We start from the raw sequence: 18,950 nt of genomic DNA, 5'->3' as shown, positions 1-18,950 counted from the left end.
AAAAACAATAAAGAGACACGCATGGAAAATTTAGTCGCATTAGAGCAAAGTGCTCATCAGCATATAAAAATAGACACACAAAAAGCACAATCACACGCTGAAAACATTAATATGATCCCTGTTGTTATGGCAGAACTTAATCAAATTGCCGTTCAGCAGCCTATAGTTTTTGCAAAAAACTCAGAAACAGGGGAGTTTACACTCAATGCTTTATTAGGCTTTGAGCAACATGAGAACTTGTTTTATCAGCACTCGCAGTGGCAGGGAGTATATTTACCGCTTCAGTTACAGCGTCAGCCATTTTTTGTTGGTGATACTCATGCAAAGCAAACTCAATACCCTGTGTGTATTAATTTAAATAGCCCAGCAGTCATTAATAACCAAGCGCAAAGCCAGAATGATTTAGAACCAATTTATGCCCAAAACGCAGAAGAAAGTGGTTATTTAAAAAAAATAAAGCAGTGTTTAGGGCATTTACTACAAGGCGAAATAGACAATAAAAAGTTAATAGATACTTTGTTACAGCATGAGCTACTGCAGCCATTATCGCTTGAGGTAACGTTTCAGAACAGTCAAAAAACAAAGTTAAACGGCTTATACACTATTAATCAAGAAAGACTCGCACAACTTGATAGTGATCAAATTACGCTTTTACATCAACGCGCTTTATTACCCGCTATTTATACTGTTATAACCTCACTTGGCCAAATATACCCATTGATTGAGCGTAAAAATGCGGTGCTTAATTTAGCCGATGATTGATTTTACACTTAACAAAAATATGGTGTTACAGATACACACTGTTGGGGAGGAGCAAACCCCAATCATTGTTATTGATGATTTTGTAAATAATGTAGATGCACTTATTAATTTTGCTGTGTTTTCTCAAAACGCTAGAGAAACATTTTGCGCACAAGAAAGTGATTTTTATCCAGGAGTAAGAAAAGTAGCACCGCTTAGTTATATCGAGCGGTTAAAAGACCTTGCGCCAATTATTAATTCACACTTTGATATGACAGATAAAAGCGAGTTTGATGTAATACTTTCTGCTTTTTCAATTGCATGCACTGAACCTTATGAGCTAAGGCCAATACAAATGCTCCCTCATTTTGATACACCTAATATGAATCAACTTGCTATGGTGCACTTTTTATGTGATGAAACGCATGGTGGCACTTCATTTTATAAGCATAGAACCCTAGGGTATGAACGCATAACAAAAGAGCGATTTATGCCATATAGACAAACTATTAAGCAGCAAGCCATGGCGCAAAAGCTTCACAAAAACCCACATTATATAAATGGCAGTACAGCTTTGTTTGAGCAAGTTTACAGTGTAGAGGCAAAGTTAAATCGGGTTGTTATATACCCAAGCAACTTATTGCACTCTGGTAATATAAATGCGGTTAACGATTATGCACGCGATCCAATTAATGGGCGTTTAACTATTAGTAGCTTTGCTGTTTTACGTTAGCTTTTTATTACCCGCTAAAACTTTCAAAGTACTCTTTTTGCAATTCTATAGTCAGTGCTTTAGTGCGAATACCTTGTACACTTTATCTTTTGTGTAACCTGCAGAATTTAAAATAAGCGCAGCGACTAACGCTGTGCGTCCATATTGATATTACCCATTTTCTTTTACATTAAAAGTTGAATATACCCCTTGAAAGCTGGTTAAAACTAATTAACCAATTAGCACGCGTAATTTATAGCGCAGTTTAGCTTATTCAATTAAAGTGGCTAATTAGTTTATTGAGTATTAATTCTTTTTTGAGGCTAGATGGATGCTAGAGATTGTTGCTACTGAAGACTTAAAGGCTGCCGCACACTTTACGTTTAACAATATGAAACCCTATTACGAAATTTATGCGGTAGATTGGGATGTAGAAGACGTTTATCAAGCTACCAAAAACCTTAAAAATTTTGATATTTTGTGTAAGGAGCAACACATAGGTGTCGTGCGCTTATCGTTTGAAGAAGGGCGTTGCCAACTTCGCGATATTCAGATTGAAACTGCTTATCAAAACAAAGGTTATTGTGCTCACGTTATTGCTAAAGTAGTTGATATGGCTCGTCAACAAGGCGTCAAATTCATAGACCTCAAAGTATTTCAGCGTAGCCCAGCATTTAAGTTATATAGCCGTATTGGATTTGCAGTCGATAGAAAAGATGATCGTTTCTACTACATGAGCTTGCGAGTCTAATAGCAACAGTATTAAGAGGCGTAAAGTACTTGGTTTCACTACTCTTTAGCTAACTTTAGTCAAGTCCGACTGTCTTGCCTTATGCAGGCATTAGTTTTTAGGAAAGCGAGGTGTTCTTAATTGCTGTGTGGTCTGCTCAAAAATTTAAAAGTACATTTATGCCTGCAGGTTTTGGCTCATTCCTATTTGGTGTTTTTTTGGTTTACATAATTACGATTAGTTACCGTTAATAAGTGGCTAAGCTTATAAAGGGTAACTAAGAATGAGCGTTAACATATTCCCCAGTTTCTCCCTCATACCTCAAAGTTATTAAAGTATTCTTTTTGCAGAACTATAGTAAGCGCTTTAGGGCGAATGCCTTGTACTAACTTATATACCTCTTCTTTTGTGTAACCTGCCGAATTTAAAATAAGCGCAGCAACCAACCCTGTGCGGCCAGTGCCGCCTTTGCAATGAATGGCAATGGTTTGTTTTTGCTGTATGGCTTGTAGTATGTCTGTTTTGTGGGTGTTCCAGCTTGATGTAAAAGGCTGTTTGGGGGCTTCGTCGTCATTTATTGGTAAATGAAGCCAGGTTATATCGTGCTTATTGCACTCACTATTAATTGTTTCTACGTTGTTTTTTTCAAGCTCCTTTTGCGGCATAAGTGAAAGCAGCATGTGAGTGCCAGCCGCCTTTAATGTGGCGATTGAATCCGCTAGGTTTTGCGTTTTTGTACCAGGGCAAGGCGTAAAAATAATATTTGCGCCGTTATTGAGTGATAAAACATCGTACGGGTGCGCGCTCATGGTAAGTCCTTTATTTTTAATAAATTTACTTTTATACGCTCACTATAGCGTGTTTTAGTTGCAAGTTTAAGATTGAATAATAAGCACAAATGCTGGATGCTGTTTTTATATACAGTTGTGGCGATATTATGAAAAAAGAATTACCAGCAAAATACTATTTAGCGCATTTTAGAGAGCTTATTGAGTTTGTAACAAGTAAATGTATGCATTTACTTGAGCCTAAACATAGTGAATTTATTAGTAAAATTAACCAACTAGATGAGCAAAGCCAATGCATGTTGGCGCGTGTGTATTCGCGCAAGCCTTATTTAGTGCAGGCGCAATCGCTCAATTATGAAGAAATAACTTCGCCGCATCAGGCTATTTATACGCTAAAAACAGCGGGTATTTTATATGAGCCAAACGCGCAGCATTACAAGCTTCTTATAGCGCATTTAACCAAGCCCATGTTGGTGGAGTTACTCAGTAATTACAGTGAGCAAGTAAGCTTTAAGAAAAGCGCAGCTAAAGGGGAGTTGGTCACTATTGCGTGCCAATTTTTTAGTGATCGCGCAGATGAGCTTGCCCCTTTATATAGTCAGTATGTCATTAATAACCGTGAAGTTTATTACGAGTATTTTGAGTTTTTATTTGCAGGGCGCTTAAGTAGTGGCGATGTAAACCATCAAAACCGCTTTGTTATGCGCGATTTAGGGTTAACCGCTACCCGCGAAGGGCACAGCGAGAGCTTATCGCGCTTTAATACACTCGCTGAGGCGCAATCTAATTACGTTTTAAATCGTTACCGTTTAGCGTTTAAAAACATTGGCAAAACAGCCGGTAATACAAAAGATGAAACCTTTGATGACAAAGCCCCTTACACCGAGCTTGCGTATTTAGTATTGGCGCAACCGGCGCATGGCGCACAAGCGCACGACATTAAAAACAAACTGCTGGTTAGGCTGTATAAACAACTTAAAAATACCGATAGCGAACTTGCTTTTAGCTTACTTGAAGGCTGCACCGATTACGCCGAAGCACAAGAAATTCAAATAAGAGAGCAATACCGCCTAGGTAATAAAGCGTGGGTTAAAGCGCAGCTAGAGCAAATTATAGAAAACCCGCTCACCGACGATTTACTGTATTTTGCTGATGACTTTTTAATGCGTAAGTTTAATAAACAAACGCGTTCGCGCTTAAGTACCATGCTGGCCGACACCCTGTGTGTGCTTGAAATTGACGAAATTTACCGAGGCGATGTAGAACAAGGCGTAAATGAGCATTACAGTGCAAAAGGGTTAACGGTATTTAATACCGAAAACACCTTATGGCAAAGCTTGTTTGGCTTAGTATTTTGGCACGAGTTATTTATTGAGTCGCCTTACCCGCCGTGTAATGAATTTGATATTTACCCGCAAGTTTTGCAGCTTGGTAATTTTTATGAAGCACAAAGCACGCAAATTAACGCACGTTTAAAAAGCTGTAGCACTAATCAGGCGCTGCTTAATTTGGTATGTAAGCATGCCGCGCAGTATTTTGAGCAGCCCAATGGTTTATTTAGATGGCGCAGCAATTTATTAGAGCCACTAGAGGCACTTATTTTAAACAGCCCGCTTGAAGCGTTAATTGCGCACTTAACGGCTATGAGCAAACACTATTTACAGCTAAAAGACGGTTACCCCGACTTAATGGTTATTAATAATGGCCAAGTACATTTTGAAGAGGTAAAAGCCCCAGGCGATAAGCTTAGGCGCAACCAACTTACCACTATTGATAATTTAAAAAATGTAGGTTTTACAGTACATATTGCTGCTGTTAAGTGGTTTGTAGACCCTAACCGTATTTACAGCGTGGTTGATATAGAAACCACGGGTGGCTTAAAAGGCGGTAACCGCATTACCGAAATTGGCATTGTTAAAGTGCAGCACGGTAAAGTGATTGATACCTGGACGACACTTATTAATCCGCAGCGCCATATCCCAAGCTTTATTACAAAATTGACCGGCATAAGCGATGGCATGGTTTACAACGCCCCTGTATTTGCCGATATAGCACAGCCACTACTAGATAAACTTGCTGGTAGTATTTTTGTAGCCCATAACGTGAACTTTGATTACGGTTTTATAAAAAAAGAATGCGAGACTGCAGGGCACTTTTTTAAAATGCCAAAAATGTGCACCGTGGTTGAATCGCGCAGAGCGTTTAAAGGGCTAAAGTCGTATTCGCTTGGTAACCTTAGCGCGCATTTTAATTTAAATTTAACCAGCCATCACCGCGCATTGGCCGATGCTACCGCCACTGCCGAGCTGTTATTGCTGATCCAAAACAGTGAAACGCTTACGCAGTAAACGAGTAATTTATATTTAAGAGTATGAAACTTAAATAATTAAGTAACGTTATTATAATTTTTAATTATTTTTGGAATAAAGTGTTTTTGTAAATCGTCTTCTTTATGTCAATCCGACAAACTAGAGGACAAAACAATGACTAAATTAAATAAAATTGTAAGCGTAATGATGTTAAGCGGTGTGTGTACTTTTACAGGTGCAGCGCACGCCGCTGATATTGAACTATCTCAGTCAACGTCGGCGCAGCAACAAACATCTACATCTATTACGCTTTCACAAAATGGTTTAACAGCCAGTGGTAGCAACGAGTCAAACGTATCTAACGATACACAAGTAACGGCTGATGACTCGCAAAACACAGATTCGACGGCGAATAACACGCAAACTCCAGCGCAAGAAAGCAGTGAGGCCGCAGAGCCTGCAAATACATTAGTTGCATCTGCCGGCTCGTCTTTAAATAATGCATTAAATGCATCGGCCTCGTCTTTAAATACCACAGTTAATTCCACAAACAATACCACAGCCAATACAGCGCTTGATGCAACAACGCAGTTAACCTCATCGGCGGGTAATTTAACAACCGCTGTGAGCCAGTCGTCATTACTTTCTGTTACCTCTGAGCAAGGCGCTCAGCCAGATACTACCGATACACCAGCCGATGCCTCTTTACTTTCAAATGTAAGTAGCGCTACCGATTCAGTTACACAAGCTGATGCAACTAATGCAACTAATGCCGGTGAGCTTACAAACCAATTAGCAATTACTAATACAGCGGCAAACTCAGTGAGTTCTGCACTGCAAATGGGTGATGTAATTAATACCAGTAATGAAGTAGTAAGCAGTGTTCAGCAATCTTTAATTGCCAGTGTGCAAGACAGTACGGTTAGTAGTTTACAAAGTACGGTACAGCAAAGTGTTAGCGGGCAGGTGAGTGCAGCGGTTACTGATCAAATTAGTAACGATGTAGCACTTAGCACCGCAAGTGAAGTAGTAACCAGCATTACTAACGATTTAGACCTAGGCCTTTAGAGCGTGTTGAACTTTGCAGATTGAAATTTGTTCAATCTAGGGGCGATTAAACTGAGCAAAGCTTCCGCATCTTGCTCTCGCTCTTTATCTGCATCCATGTAGGCAACAAATAGCTTATCGCCCCTAGACAGAACCCGAAGGGCAGCGCATGTTTGGCATTTATGCTGCGTTATCGCCCATTTATGGGGAATAACCACACTTCATAGGCTCTGCCTTGCCTAAAAACCAAACATGCTGCTGCAAATTTAACCATCAAAGATCAACACGCCCTAAGCGTATTTGCAAAATGCCGAATGGGGAAACCTATTCGGCCTGTTGGAGAATAAATATGAAAGCAGTTATAACCGCCACATTGTGTGTTTTTAGTGCTCAAGCGGTGCTTGCACAAACTAACCACATTAAAACAGCTGAGCAAAATAAGCCCTTTAAAAGTAGCTTTGAAGTAAATGCAGATGCAGAAGTTGGGGTATTAAGTAACTCGGCGCTCTCTGTTCAAGAGCTTGACGATATTTCCTCGCAAAGCGACAGCGGCATAAAAACCGCAGCCGGTGTTAATGCAAAATGGCAAGTAACCAAAAACGCTAAATTAACCTCAAGCTATAAGTTTGAACAACAAGACTACGATGAGTTTGATCAATACGATTTAGACCTGCATCAATACGGTTTAGATGGCAGCTATAGCTTTAATAGCCATGAAGTAGGGGTTCGTTACGATGGTGCAAAAGCAAATGTAGATGGCGATACATTTTTACATTTTAATCAAGCCAGCGCCTACTATGGCCATTTTTTAAACCCGCATACGTACTTGCGTATGAGTGTAAAAACCAAAGCTAAACGTTTTGCTACTGCAAAAGCACGTAATGCCGACGGCGTAGGTGGCGATGTAGCGCTTTATCATTTTATAAATAATGGGCAAACCATGCTAATGGCATCGCTAAGTGCCGATAAAGAAAACGCCGACGACAACCAATACGACTTTAACGGCTACGGTTTTACTACTAAAGTTACACACGAATTTACGGCCTTTAATGTGGCTAACAAAGTGGGAGCTGGCTGGCGTTATCAAAATAAAGATTACGATGAGCAAACAACGGATGATTTTTTTGAGCAAATACCGTCGCGAGATGAGCACAGAAATGTCGTTAATGCGTTTTATAACCTAGCTGTGTTTGAGCACGTAACACTCATAGCCGAGGCTGAATATGGCGATTATCAATCAAAGCTTAGTAGCAATACCTATACGCAATCGGTTTTATCGGCGTCAGTTAAAGTGCACTTTTAGGTGGGTAAATGGCACCATAACCAAAGGTGGTGTCTTTGCCTTGCTCGCCTAAATCGACGGCAAGCGATGTAAGCTCGTTAAGTGCTTTGGTTTTATTATTACCATGCTTTAACAATAAACAACTTAATGCCGCGCTTACATGCGGCGCCGCCATTGACGTACCCGACTCCCTTCCAAACTTTCCATTGCCTTGGCTTGTAACAACATTTACACCAAGGGCTGCAAAGTCTATGTAATCGCCTTTATTTGACCATCTATAAATTTGGTTTTGTGAATCAATAGCACTTACCGCTATCACGCTTTTATACGCACCTGGGTATAACGGCTGCGACGCCGGCCCTTGGTTACCTGCAGCAGCTACAATTAACACGTTTTGTTTTATTGCGGCAGTAATACTTGCTTCTAAAACTGCGTTATTTGGCCCTGTTAGGCTCATATTAATTACGGGTATTTTATTACTAACTAGCCAGTTAAGTGCTTCTACTATGGCAAATAATGTAGCCCCTTGAGCATATTCAGATTGCTTATAAAACACCTCTGCACTGTAAAGCTTGGCACTGCCTAAAAGCGGGCTAAGTTTTACGCCTTTACCTGTAATTAGCCCTGCAATGGCGGTGCCGTGTAAATTTGGCGAGCTTAACCCTTGTGGTAAAAAGCTTTGCGTAGTGATATTTGCACCTTCAAAAGCACTGTGTTTGGTATTAATGGCGCTGTCGATCATGCCAATTTTTACGCTTAGTGTGCAGTAAGGGGCAATAGAGTTATTTGGTGTTACTTTTTCGGTAGGCTCGCCTGTTTGCGCTTGGTATATGTGGTTTCGGTCAAGTATTGCAGACTCATCTAAGTTAAGCGCTTTTAATAACTCACTTTTAGAATTAACACCTTGGGGCACGTTAAAACGCACTAAGCTCATGTTAAGTGCGTTGTAATTTTTTACCGATACAATGGTTACATTTTGCTGTTTTAGGGTATTAAGTTGTTGGCTATTTGCCATTAATAACCATTGGCGCTCTATTGCTCTAAAGCCGTTTTCTAGCTCTACTTCAACAAATGCGGTGTTTTGGCTATTTATATTAATGTTAAGCACATTAGGTAAATTGCTAATTGGCTCACTAATTTGCGCTTTTAGTTCATCAATCGAAACTTGTGGTACAGGCACCGGAAGCGGCAGGCGCTGTGCTCGCTCTATTGTTTGCTCAATACGCTGCTCTATTGGGTTTAGTTGCCCAAGCACTTGATCGACTCTCACTATATTAGCAGAGCTCGTTGCGCTAAATATGCAAAGCGAAGTGGCTATTATGTGTTTAACGCGTGTGTTTTTAATATTCATAGTGGGTTACTTCTATTAAATTTATCATGCTTGTAGTTAACGTTTAACACATAGAAATATTTCATTATTCAAATTATTTTGATTATTTGGGAATAAATGTTTTTTTGAATCGTCTTCTTTATAAAAGGGGTAAAAATCAATGAACGAAACATTAAAAACCTTATTGCCCATGCTTAGGCGCTTTGCCTATTCGCTAACGGGTAGTAAAGCAGATGCAGACGATGTAGTGCAAATAACAATTGAAAAACTATTAGTAAAAGGCATTCCGGATGACGTTGAGCCTGCTAAATGGGCGTTTAAAATTTGTCGCAATGTGTGGATAGACGAATACCGCTCACGCAAGGTAAGACAAAATACGGCTCAGGCCGATGTTTTACCAGAGCCAATTACAAGTAATGAGCACCAAACACTCGAAAACAAACAAATGCTTAAAAATATAAATACAGCACTTGGGCAATTACCCGAAGAGCAACGCGCCATTGTATCGCTAGTGGCAGTGCAGGGCATGGCCTATAAAGAAGTAGCACATACACTGGATATACCTATAGGCAGTGTAATGAGTAAATTATCGCGAGCACGCAGTACACTTTATAATTTAATAAAACCCGACTTTAAAAAGGAGCAAGTATGAACATTAACGACGAAACACTTAGCGCCTTTTTAGACTCAGAGCTAAGCGAGCACGAAATGGAGCAAGTGCGCAAAGCCCTTGAAACCGATGATGAACTAGTGATGCGACTTGCAGAGCTAAGCGAAGTAGACATGCGAGTAAAAGAGCACGCAACAAGTATTGATGACGCCCCCCTTAGTGACTCATTAGCTAAAACGGTTGCAAAGCTTGATACAGCAAAGACAAAAAACACGTCAAATAGCAATGTAGTAACGTTAACGCCTTGGCAAAGGGTTAAGCAGTCGGCTAATAAAAGCTTAGCAATAGCTGCAAGCGTTGCCGTGGTATTTGGTATTGCAATGACTAGTTATTTACAACCCAATGAGTCGCAAAATTTAGTAGCCAGTAACATAGCAGCAGCACTTAATACACAGCTAAGTAGTGGTGAGTATAAGCAAAGTGATGGCTCAGTATTTAGCGCGCAGCTTAGCTTTAAAAATCAGCAAGGTGAGCTTTGTAGGCAGTATGCGCTAAGCTCAAACAATACCATGCAAACAAGCATTGCTTGTAAAACGCAAAGCGGTTGGCAAATAAAAGCGCAAACAGCCGCGCAGCAAAGTGATAATGGCGCGCAATATCAAACGGCGTCTAATAACAGTGAGTTAGATGCTGTTATAGATAGCATGATCAGCGGCGCACCACTAGATAGAGCGCAAGAGCAGCAAGCAATTAGTGCAAAGTGGCAGTTAAACCAATAATAGTTTTTATAAAACGAGGTGAATGATGAAAACATCTATTTTAATTATCAGTATTTTACTTATGGCGGGTTGCGCATCTAAACCCGACTACCGCCCAGCTAATAATGGCTCACAAGGTTATAGCGAGCAAAAAATTAGTGACGATCAATACCGCGTCGAGTTTAAAAGTGTGTCAAACAACGTAGCCGATGCCGGTGACTATGCATTGTTACGCGCGGCTGAACTTACCCAAGCGCAAGGCTACGACTGGTTTGTTGTAACAAATAAAGAAACCTTTGTTGAGTCTAAATCGCAAGCGCCCGCGTCATCTATTAGTGCATCACACAGCCAGCAATATGAGCGAAACTGCGGTTTATTAACCTGCGAAACACGCGTACGCCCGAGCAATAGCGTAGGCGTACAAGTGAGCAACAATGATAAACGAAAAGAAGTATACACCCTGATTGACATTAAAATGGGCAAAGGTATTAAACCCAGCGACAACAGCTATAGCGCACAAGACTTAATTGAAAACTTAAGCAAAAAGACACAAAATTAATTATGAGAATAGTTATTAGCTGTTGCTATTTTACATGTAATTATATTTCAGCCATACGCTTTAACTTTTAGTGACAGTGGGCACTTAATTATTAGTTGGTTAGGTGCCTACTTTAAATGTGATTACCCCCCCCTCTTTGGACTTCGAAGTCTTTTAATCTGTATTTTCTCTACCATACTTCTTTCTTTGGTTGTTATTGTTAAATTAAACAGATCAAACCAGTGCTTTAAAGAATAAACTTTAAAAATAACTTTATAATTTTAAAGGGTTTATTTTTAATTGAATCCGCTACTTCGTTTTTAGTGTTATGAACCTGTAAAACTTTTACATAATCTTTATTGCATTCGAATGCAAAAAGCGATAGTTTTTATAAGTCGAAAAAATAGGCATTTAAATCGCGCTTTTAATCATTATAAATACTTAAAATTCGGTTGCGGGTTATTTAGCCCTTAAATGCTTAATAAAATAACTTATATCAACAGGTGGAGAATTAATCTCATGGCCGCACATATTTTACGTAAAACACTTATTTTTGCTGCAGTAAACACGGCGATATTGGGCTCAGCCTCGGTATACTCGCAAGAGGCAAAGTTAAACCCTAACAAAGAGTTGGAGGTTATTTCGGTTACCTCTACTAAGCGTGTTAAAAGTATTCAATCAGTGCCGTTGGCTGTGACCGCTGTATCTGCTAAAGATTTACTAGAAAATGGCGTTACTGATATCTTAAACCTTGATAGCTTAGCGCCAGGGTTAAAGTCGGGTGTGTCGGGCAGTGATGCTCGCCCAGCTATGCGCGGTGCTAGAACAGAGCAAGTAGAGGCTAACGATGTTGCCATCGCGTTTTATTCTAACGGTGTTTATCGTCCTCGTCACGGGCAGGCGCTTGCTGGGTTTGTTGATTTAGAGCGTGTTGAAGTATTACGCGGGCCACAAGGTACATTGTTTGGTCGTAACTCATTTGGTGGTGCGATTGATGTTATAGCTAAAAAACCAGAGCTAGATATTACCGAAGGCGGTATGGCCGTTACATTTGGTAATTATGGTCATTTACGTGGTGAGGGCTTTTTTAATGCAGCGCTTACTGATGACACTGCGGTGCGATTTACTGGCGTTCGAGAAATAAGAGATCCCTACGTTGAAAATACATTTAATGAAGATGCAGGCTTAAAAGATGCTGATATGTATTTTTTACGTGGCCAAGTTTTTACTGAAATTAACGACGATATAAATTTAAATGTAAAAATAGAAACGTGGCAGGATGAATCAAATGGCGGCGGTGCTTTTGGCTACCATATTTTAGGCGTTCCTATAAACCCTGCAACGGGTAAAACAAGTTTGTCGGCACCATTAACTGAGCGAATTGGTCGTGACGATGTGTGTGGCAATAATTGTGGCCGCTTTGGTGCAGGTTTAGATAACGCTGCAACACCAGGGCTTGATACAGCACAGGCGGTATCGTCAGACCCATTTACTCAGCAGTTTGACTATAAACCATCGCGTGATGTAAGTGATGTAAGCATTAGTGCAGAGCTTAACTGGTCATTAGAGTCGGTAGATTTGAAAGTGATTGCAGCCTCAATGGATTACGAAGAAACGCGCCTTACTGATGGTGATTTTTCGACTTATGCAACCACGGTTGATGGCAATGCGATTGAATCAAAAACAAACTCGTTAGAAGTGCAGGTTAGCTCAACGTATGAAAGCGACTTTGAATGGGTAGCGGGTATTTATTTGCTCTCAGAAGATTTAGACAACGCATTTTTAAATGGCAGCTATGGGGCTGTGGTTGATAATGTGCCAGATACAACGCAACCCCAAGAATTTCAGTACGCGTCGTGGTTAAATCAAATTCAGTTAGAAACAAGATCAGCTGCTGCCTACTTTCAAGGTAATTACACATTTAATGATGATACACGCGGTATAGCCGGCATTAGGTATACAAATGACAGCCGTGAGTGGGATATTTACGGCCAAAACCCAGATAACTTAAGCACGCTTGATTTTTCTGTACTTGAGGTTGATAACGCAGACGATGATTGGAGTAAAGTAACGTGGAAGCTAGGTCTTGAACACGATTTGGCAAGTTCTCAACTGCTTTATGCTACCGTTTCTACAGGCTTTTTAGCGGGTAACGCACAGGGCGCTTTTAATGGCGAAGATAGCTACGATGAGCAAACAGTAACGGCTTACGAGCTTGGCTTTAAAAGCATGCTGCTTGATAATTCATTAAGATTTAACGCTTCTTTATATTACAACCAGTACGAGGACCTGCTTTCTACTCGTTTTCAAAACGTGGGTGGTACGGCGGTGTCGTTTTTTGGTAATGCCGGCGAAATTGATGCTGCAGGTCTTGAGTTAGAAATTGATTGGCAGGCAAGTGATGCATTGCGCCTAGGGGCACGCGCCGCGTTTACAGACTCAACGTATGGCGATTTTGTTACGCCAAATGTCTTTGAAGAAGGTGGAGAGACCATTAATGGCGTAGATAACTTACTGCAACTAGATGGTAATGACGTGCAGCTAAGCCCTAAATACAATATTACACTATTGGCCAGTTATGAGTTTGATTTAGGTGATAAAGGCCGCGTTGTGCCTGCTACCAGTATTCAATTATCGGATTCGTATACAACCAACGATTTGCCTTTTTCATTTGGTACTCAAGAAAGTTACCAAAAGTACGATGCTAGCCTTGCATGGTATTCGGCAGATAATGAGTGGTCTGTACGTGCGTATGTTCAAAACGCAGGAGATGAGCTTATACTACTTAGGACAGTCCGCTTTGGTGGTAATGTGGCTGCGGCCGATTATGCTAATCCTCGCACTTATGGTGTAAGGGTAGGCTATAACTTTTAGGCATTTTTCAATAATGTATTTTAAGGTTTGAGTAAAAGTGTAAGTTTGTGCATTTTGCTAAAATATAGCATTGAAATTTTAAATTAAACAATCGCTTACATAGAGCCAGTAATAAATTATTACTGGCTTTTTTTTGTGTTTCGAAATCACTTTATTTTAATTTTAATATATTGTTTTATTTAGGTTAATTTCTACAAGGTTATTATTTGAGCAAAAAGTTGTTGATCTTTTTGACTTCGAAGTCTATTTTAGAACCATGCATTTTCAATTGATACAACTTGTTTACTGTAATAATTGAAAATGTAGGTTTGGGGAGAACTAAATACGTTTTATACTGGGGAGAATAACTATAATGAAAGCTAAATTTACACGGACTCTCGTTCACTTTGCTGTGACCACCGCTATTGCAGCAACCACAATGAACGCACACGCTGCGCAAGAGCCAGAACAAGCACAAGCGCAAGAACAAACCGCAGAGCCCGCGATAGAGCGTATAGCTGTAACGGCAAACCGTCGCTCACAAGACCTACAGGAAGTATCATCATCAATAACAGCATTAGGGGAAGGGGACATTGCCCGTGCTGGTATTATTGATGTTACGGGTCTTGAACAAGTGGTACCAGGCTTACGTATGGGCTCTTCGGGTGGTGAAGTTAGACCCGCTATGCGTGGCGCTCGCACCAACGAAGTAGGTGTAGCAGGCACCGGTATTGCTGAGCAAATTGTAGGTATATTTCAAGATGGTATTTATGTGCCGACTACCTCATCGGGCTTAGGCGCGCTGGTGGATGTTCAACGCATTGAAGTATTACGCGGGCCGCAAGGTACGTTATATGGCCGAAACACGTTTGCGGGCAGTATTAATATTATTACTAATCAACCTGTTTTTGACGATTTACTGGGGAGTATAAAAGTTGAAACAGGCAGTTATAACCGCAGCGCTTACGAAGGAATTATAAATATTCCAGTAAGCGATACCGTGGCAACCCGTTTTGTAGTGGCCTCTGATCGTCACGATGGTTATATCAATAATTTAGTTGTTCCAGGCCCTTCAGATGACTTGCGCGAGAAAAACCAGTTTTATATGCGTAACGTTACTAAGTGGGAGCCAAACGAAAAGTTTAATGCCACAGTACGCTTTGATTACTCGCGTAAAGACTCTAACTCAGAAGCTATTTGGGGTTACCAACAAATAGCGGGCTACCAAATTGAAGAAACCTCGCCGGGGTCGGGTGTATTTAACACTACGCCTACAATAACCGAGGGGCATATTTATCAGCCAAGTGATGCGCAGCACGAAGACCTTGGCCCGTATGATGTTTACCGCAATGGATTTTCACTTGATAAGCAAGAAAGCTTTTCGACCACATTAGCACTTGAATGGTATACCGACTTTGCTGATATTAAATGGACCACCAACTACTCAACGCTTAGTGGTAAGCAATATTACGATAACGACTACAGCGACGGTGGCATTGATTTTGTAGGTGGTTTTGGCCGTGAGGATGAACAAAAAACACTCTCATCTGAGCTGCAGTTTTCATCTAACGATGAGGGTGATTTTTCGTGGATTGGTGGCCTTTACTACTTTGACCAAGAAGCAGATTGGAGCTGGTTATCGCATGCAGATACCACAGGCGATGGTGTGTCAGATTCTGTTGTAGTGCCTTCATGGGGGAACCCGGATTACGACCCGCATACGGCAAAATCTATTGCGGCGTATGGGCAATTACGCTACCAAGTAACAGAAGATTTGCGCGTGGTAGGTGGCTTGCGTGTAAACCAAGACGACAAAACATTTACCGGCGATACAATTCCTGATTGGGATGACTCTGCGCTACTTTATAAAGCGGCTGCCGAGTACGACATTAATAACGATATTATGGTGTATGCAAGTGTAGCGACAGGCTACAGAACCGGTGGCGCAAACGATTCGCGCGTTGTAGCTCGCGGTGCTGACCCACTTTACGATAACGAAGATGTTATCTCTTACGAAATGGGTATGAAAAGCTATTTGCTTGATGGCGCAATGCGTTTAAATCTTTCGGTATTTATGAACGAATACGAAGATGTAAAAGCACAGTTATTTGCAACCTCATGTAACGATACAACCACTGGCGATACTGTTTTAGAGTGTGTTGCCGCAGGTACTGCTACCACCTTTGAATACTACGAAAACGGCGGCGATGTAGAAACTGTGGGCCTAGAAGCTGATATTCAATGGGTGCCAATTGATAACCTAACACTAACCGGTACTTTATCTCTGCTTGATAGCGAATTTGCTGATGGCTATGCAGTAGGTAATGAGCAGCTTCGCCCATTATTAGCATTAGGTAACTTAGAAGGCCGCCAAGATATAAACGACAGCTCTAGTCAGTTTAGTTTTGAAGGCTGGAGCCCCGCTATGGCGCCTGAGTACAGTGTTGGTTTTTCAGCTCGTTATGAGTTTAGCTTAGGGGGGGATTCGTACTTAGTACCGTACATTCAACTAAATTACTTAGACGATTACTACGCGTTTGATACGAACATCCCAGAGGTGCAAGTAGATGCGCACTTAATGGCTGATGCACGTTTAACTTGGTACATTAACGACAGTGTGCAAGTAGAAGCGTACGTTAAAAACATTGGTGATAAAGCGATTTTAACTCGTGGTGTAGTGCACTCACAAATTGTTGATGGCTTACCTGAAAACTCAGTACAAGCTAACTGGAACAATCCACGTACGTGGGGCGCAAGCTTAAAATATCAGTTTTAAAATTTCCTAAAATGGCCGCTACGGTCATTACTTTCAGCCAGCTATTTATTAGCTGGCTTTTTTTATTTTGAGCTTGTTAATTAGCTTCAGTTAGCTGCTATTTAACCTTACTATTGTATTTAACCCACCTTTACAGGTATTTATTAAGTGCGCTTTTATTGGCTTTAGATTGTAAGCTTAACCCCTCTAACCAGCCCTTCATTTAAGTTTGCTAAATGCATACGTGTATTTAAGCCATAAGTGCGTAACTTACAAAGTGGAGTGCTTGGCTTTTGGTTGCATACTCGGGCTTTAGTAAGGCGAGGCTGATACTTTATTTATTGCCTTTAACTATTTTAAAGCGTTATTTTTTTAATAAGTAATACCCACTCGCTTAATTAAGTGAGCTATTTTGAGTTATAAAAGCGAGTCATAAATAGGGTAAAAACTGCTTAAGTATGATTACAGGTTGCTAAAAGGCCATCTATAAAAAAAGCGCTCAGTGAGCGCTTGAAGGGAAGTGGAAAAGGTGACCTTATAATGCAAACTGCTGGTTAAGTGCCAGCGTGTCGAATTGCATTACTTCGTGGGTTATTTGATTATCGCTGATGCTAATAACGCTAATTATTTGCTGACGTACACGTACGTTTTTAGCATTAAAGCTGCCATCGAGAGTCCAGCATAGCGTGGCTTGGTTTTGCGTACTGTCATACTCAACGGTTTCTAGCTGGGCATAGCGTCTGCTTAGCGATTGCGTAAAATCTAAGTGGCAATCAAGCAGCGCGCTAATAGGTTGTGGCTGTGTGTTACCTGCAAGTACAGCCGTAGCGCTTGGAGTATAAAGGGTTTCAAACTGAGCCAGGTTGTTAGTTTGCCAAATTTGCCACCAGTTATCTAAAGTACGAGCAGTGTGAGAGGGCAGCTCGCAAATAGCGCTGGGGGTTGCATGAAAAGTAGTAGGGTGCAGCTGGTTATCTAAATCGCAAACGATAATTGGGTCACTTTTTGGTAGTTTAGGAATAACTGAGCTGTTATTTACCGTTGTATTTACATACTCGTTATTCGCTAACGACAACGTATCAACCACACATTTTACTGACTTAATAAAAGTCCCGTTGTGTTTTATTACAAACGTTAAACGCACTGGATTTTTAAGCTTTTTAGGCTGTAAAACCAGCTGTAGGGTTTCACGTTCTGCGCCTACGCTATGAGTGTGCGATACACACTCAGACACACCATATTGAGCTAAAAAGCTAAGCCACAAAGGCTGCGCCTGCAAAGCACCCATGGCGGTAAAGTGGTGCTGCTGCCAACGGCTACTGCGAAGCAACTTGCTGCTTATGACTTCAATGTCGGCTTTAGTGTATAAATCGATAATAGCGTTGATCATGCATTTTCCTCCCACTGTGATTTGTTGACTAATGCATGTGCTTTAAATAAGTTTGCATAAAGTGCTACTTCATCAAAAACGGTGATCTCTTCGATGATTTTTTTGTTTTTAATACGCAAATGCGATGCGCCTAAAATAAAGTAAGGCTGCTGTTTAAGCTCACTTAGCTCGCTATTTTGCGGATTAAAGTGGCCTGCTAGCGACCAACGTATCGCTACATCAGTCGTGGTTTCGTCAAATGGGGTAATAGCTATATGATCAATCGTTAATTTGGCGTCGGGGCAGGTTGCAAAAAATTGTATAAATACGCCATTAATTTGTGCAAGTCCGGTGGCCATTCTGCCGCTAGGCCATTGTTGTGTTGCCGTTAAACTGTAAAATTCGTGTACTTTAGCAAACTGTTTTTGATTAAATAGCGTATCTAACCAAGTATGGGCAAATGCCGCAAGCTCACCCTCTACAATGGGCGTACTTGCTACGCGGTGATCTATGGCAATTACACGGTTAAATTCATCGTTTAGCCACTGCGTGTGTTTTTCTTTACTCGGAATGTTTGCCATGTGTTTGGCTACATTAATAATGTTTAAGCCAAGCTGCTTAACTAAAAAGCCGTTGTCGCGCACTAGCCACTCTTTAACTATTTTGTTTTCAAAGCATACGCAGTCGGCAATGGTTGTAACACGGCCTGTTTTATGTGTTGCTGGGCCAAACTCAGAGTTACCAGTGTTGGTCATTACACTGCTAATTAAATGTGATGAGTAATAGTGCTCGTTGGCTTCTTCTGAAAACACCACGTTTTCGCCAATTAGGCTTCTGTCGGGGAAGGCGGCAATAGTTTTAAGGGTGCCTTGAATAACATCTTCTATGTTTTCGCCATAGGCGCCAAGGGTAAAAACAGGGCATACATCGGCGTAATAGCGATAGCATAAGCCAATGTTTTTTTGCTCCCAAATACGGTGCGTTATGCGCAAAATGTAATCAACGATATCAACAAATTCGTCATCAAAACCGATTAAAGGCTGCTGTTTGTTACCTTGCGGGTTTAACACGCTCGATAACGGTAGCCAGTAAGGTTGGGTCATATTATTGTGTTTGTTCATGCTCACC

Annotated in this window: 15 protein-coding genes and 1 pseudogene; 11 read left to right on the top strand and 5 right to left on the bottom strand. The window is 40.9% G+C overall.

Translation table 11 applies throughout. The features are described 5' to 3' along the window. Positions 1-21 precede the first annotated feature (21 nt). Both CWB60_RS07690 and CWB60_RS07685 read left to right on the top strand, forming a co-directional pair. Entirely contained in the window at positions 22-762 is a 741-nt protein-coding gene (locus tag CWB60_RS07690; RefSeq protein WP_029772167.1) for a SapC family protein, read from the top strand. Beyond that, entirely contained in the window at positions 755-1,474 is a 720-nt protein-coding gene (locus CWB60_RS07685; RefSeq protein ID WP_029772166.1) for a DUF6445 family protein, read from the top strand. Before CWB60_RS07690 ends, CWB60_RS07685 begins: the two co-directional genes overlap by 8 nt. A gap of 7 nt (positions 1,475-1,481) precedes the next feature. Here the strand turns inward: CWB60_RS07685 and CWB60_RS20950 are convergent. After that, a pseudogene (locus tag CWB60_RS20950) lies at positions 1,482-1,615 on the bottom strand (protein phosphatase); the annotation flags it as partial. Positions 1,616-1,784: 169 nt separating this feature from the next. Here CWB60_RS20950 and CWB60_RS07675 point away from each other — a divergent pair. After that, on the top strand, positions 1,785-2,204 hold the full coding sequence (locus tag CWB60_RS07675; RefSeq protein ID WP_138579852.1) for a GNAT family N-acetyltransferase: 420 nt from the start codon (positions 1,785-1,787) through the stop codon (positions 2,202-2,204). Between the two features lie 293 nt (positions 2,205-2,497). Here the strand turns inward: CWB60_RS07675 and CWB60_RS07670 are convergent, their stop codons facing one another. Next, complete coding sequence (locus tag CWB60_RS07670; RefSeq protein WP_138579851.1) at positions 2,498-2,992, bottom strand: phosphatase domain-containing putative toxin; 495 nt, start codon at positions 2,990-2,992, stop codon at positions 2,498-2,500. 89 nt (positions 2,993-3,081) lie between these two features. On the opposite strand from CWB60_RS07670, the gene CWB60_RS07665 reads away from it, so the two are divergent. The 3 genes from CWB60_RS07665 (at position 3,082) to CWB60_RS07650 (ending at position 7,630) form a co-directional block, all read left to right on the top strand. Next, positions 3,082-5,319: an exonuclease domain-containing protein gene (locus CWB60_RS07665; RefSeq protein ID WP_138579850.1), complete on the top strand. Its 2,238-nt coding sequence runs from the start codon at positions 3,082-3,084 to the stop codon at positions 5,317-5,319. A gap of 135 nt (positions 5,320-5,454) precedes the next feature. Next, the gene (locus CWB60_RS07660; protein WP_138579849.1) at positions 5,455-6,348 is read left to right on the top strand and encodes a RodZ family helix-turn-helix domain-containing protein; all 894 of its coding nucleotides are present in this window, start codon (positions 5,455-5,457) and stop codon (positions 6,346-6,348) included. Between the two features lie 328 nt (positions 6,349-6,676). Next, a complete protein-coding gene (locus tag CWB60_RS07650) occupies positions 6,677-7,630 on the top strand; it encodes a surface lipoprotein assembly modifier (protein ID WP_138579847.1) in 954 nt (317 codons plus the stop codon). On the opposite strand, the gene CWB60_RS07645 is transcribed toward CWB60_RS07650, so the two are convergent. Next, positions 7,614-8,960: a S8 family serine peptidase gene (locus tag CWB60_RS07645; RefSeq protein ID WP_138579846.1), complete on the bottom strand. Its 1,347-nt coding sequence runs from the start codon at positions 8,958-8,960 to the stop codon at positions 7,614-7,616. The two genes, CWB60_RS07650 and CWB60_RS07645, sit on opposite strands and share 17 nt — an antisense overlap. 139 nt (positions 8,961-9,099) lie before the next feature. On the opposite strand from CWB60_RS07645, the gene CWB60_RS07640 reads away from it, so the two are divergent. From CWB60_RS07640 to CWB60_RS07620, 5 genes are all read left to right on the top strand, one after another. Continuing rightward, positions 9,100-9,591, top strand: coding sequence for an RNA polymerase sigma factor (locus CWB60_RS07640; protein WP_138579845.1), 492 nt, complete (start codon positions 9,100-9,102; stop codon positions 9,589-9,591). Further along, the gene (locus tag CWB60_RS07635) at positions 9,588-10,328 is read left to right on the top strand and encodes an anti-sigma factor family protein (RefSeq protein ID WP_138579844.1); all 741 of its coding nucleotides are present in this window, start codon (positions 9,588-9,590) and stop codon (positions 10,326-10,328) included. Before CWB60_RS07640 ends, CWB60_RS07635 begins: the two co-directional genes overlap by 4 nt. A gap of 25 nt (positions 10,329-10,353) precedes the next feature. Continuing rightward, entirely contained in the window at positions 10,354-10,866 is a 513-nt protein-coding gene (locus tag CWB60_RS07630) for a CC0125/CC1285 family lipoprotein (protein WP_138579856.1), read from the top strand. A 498-nt stretch (positions 10,867-11,364) separates the two neighbouring features. Then, positions 11,365-13,719 carry a TonB-dependent receptor gene (locus CWB60_RS07625; protein ID WP_171036131.1) on the top strand — a complete coding sequence of 785 codons (2,355 nt, stop codon included), beginning with the start codon at positions 11,365-11,367 and terminating at the stop codon, positions 13,717-13,719. Positions 13,720-14,071: 352 nt separating this feature from the next. After that, entirely contained in the window at positions 14,072-16,474 is a 2,403-nt protein-coding gene (locus tag CWB60_RS07620) for a TonB-dependent receptor (protein WP_138579842.1), read from the top strand. A 514-nt stretch (positions 16,475-16,988) separates the two neighbouring features. Here the strand turns inward: CWB60_RS07620 and CWB60_RS07615 are convergent. Together CWB60_RS07615 and CWB60_RS07610 are read right to left on the bottom strand one after the other, a co-directional pair. Further along, positions 16,989-17,843, bottom strand: coding sequence for a nuclear transport factor 2 family protein (locus CWB60_RS07615; RefSeq protein ID WP_138579841.1), 855 nt, complete (start codon positions 17,841-17,843; stop codon positions 16,989-16,991). After that, positions 17,840-18,943: an ester cyclase gene (locus CWB60_RS07610; RefSeq protein WP_064386752.1), complete on the bottom strand. Its 1,104-nt coding sequence runs from the start codon at positions 18,941-18,943 to the stop codon at positions 17,840-17,842. The genes CWB60_RS07615 and CWB60_RS07610 overlap by 4 nt, the downstream gene beginning before the upstream one ends. Between the last annotated feature and the right edge of the window lie 7 nt (positions 18,944-18,950).

It is taken from the genome of Pseudoalteromonas sp. S327 (genome assembly GCF_005886415.1).
Taxonomy (GTDB): Bacteria; Pseudomonadota; Gammaproteobacteria; order Enterobacterales; family Alteromonadaceae; genus Pseudoalteromonas; species Pseudoalteromonas atlantica.
This window is presented reverse-complemented; position numbering and strand designations above follow the sequence as displayed.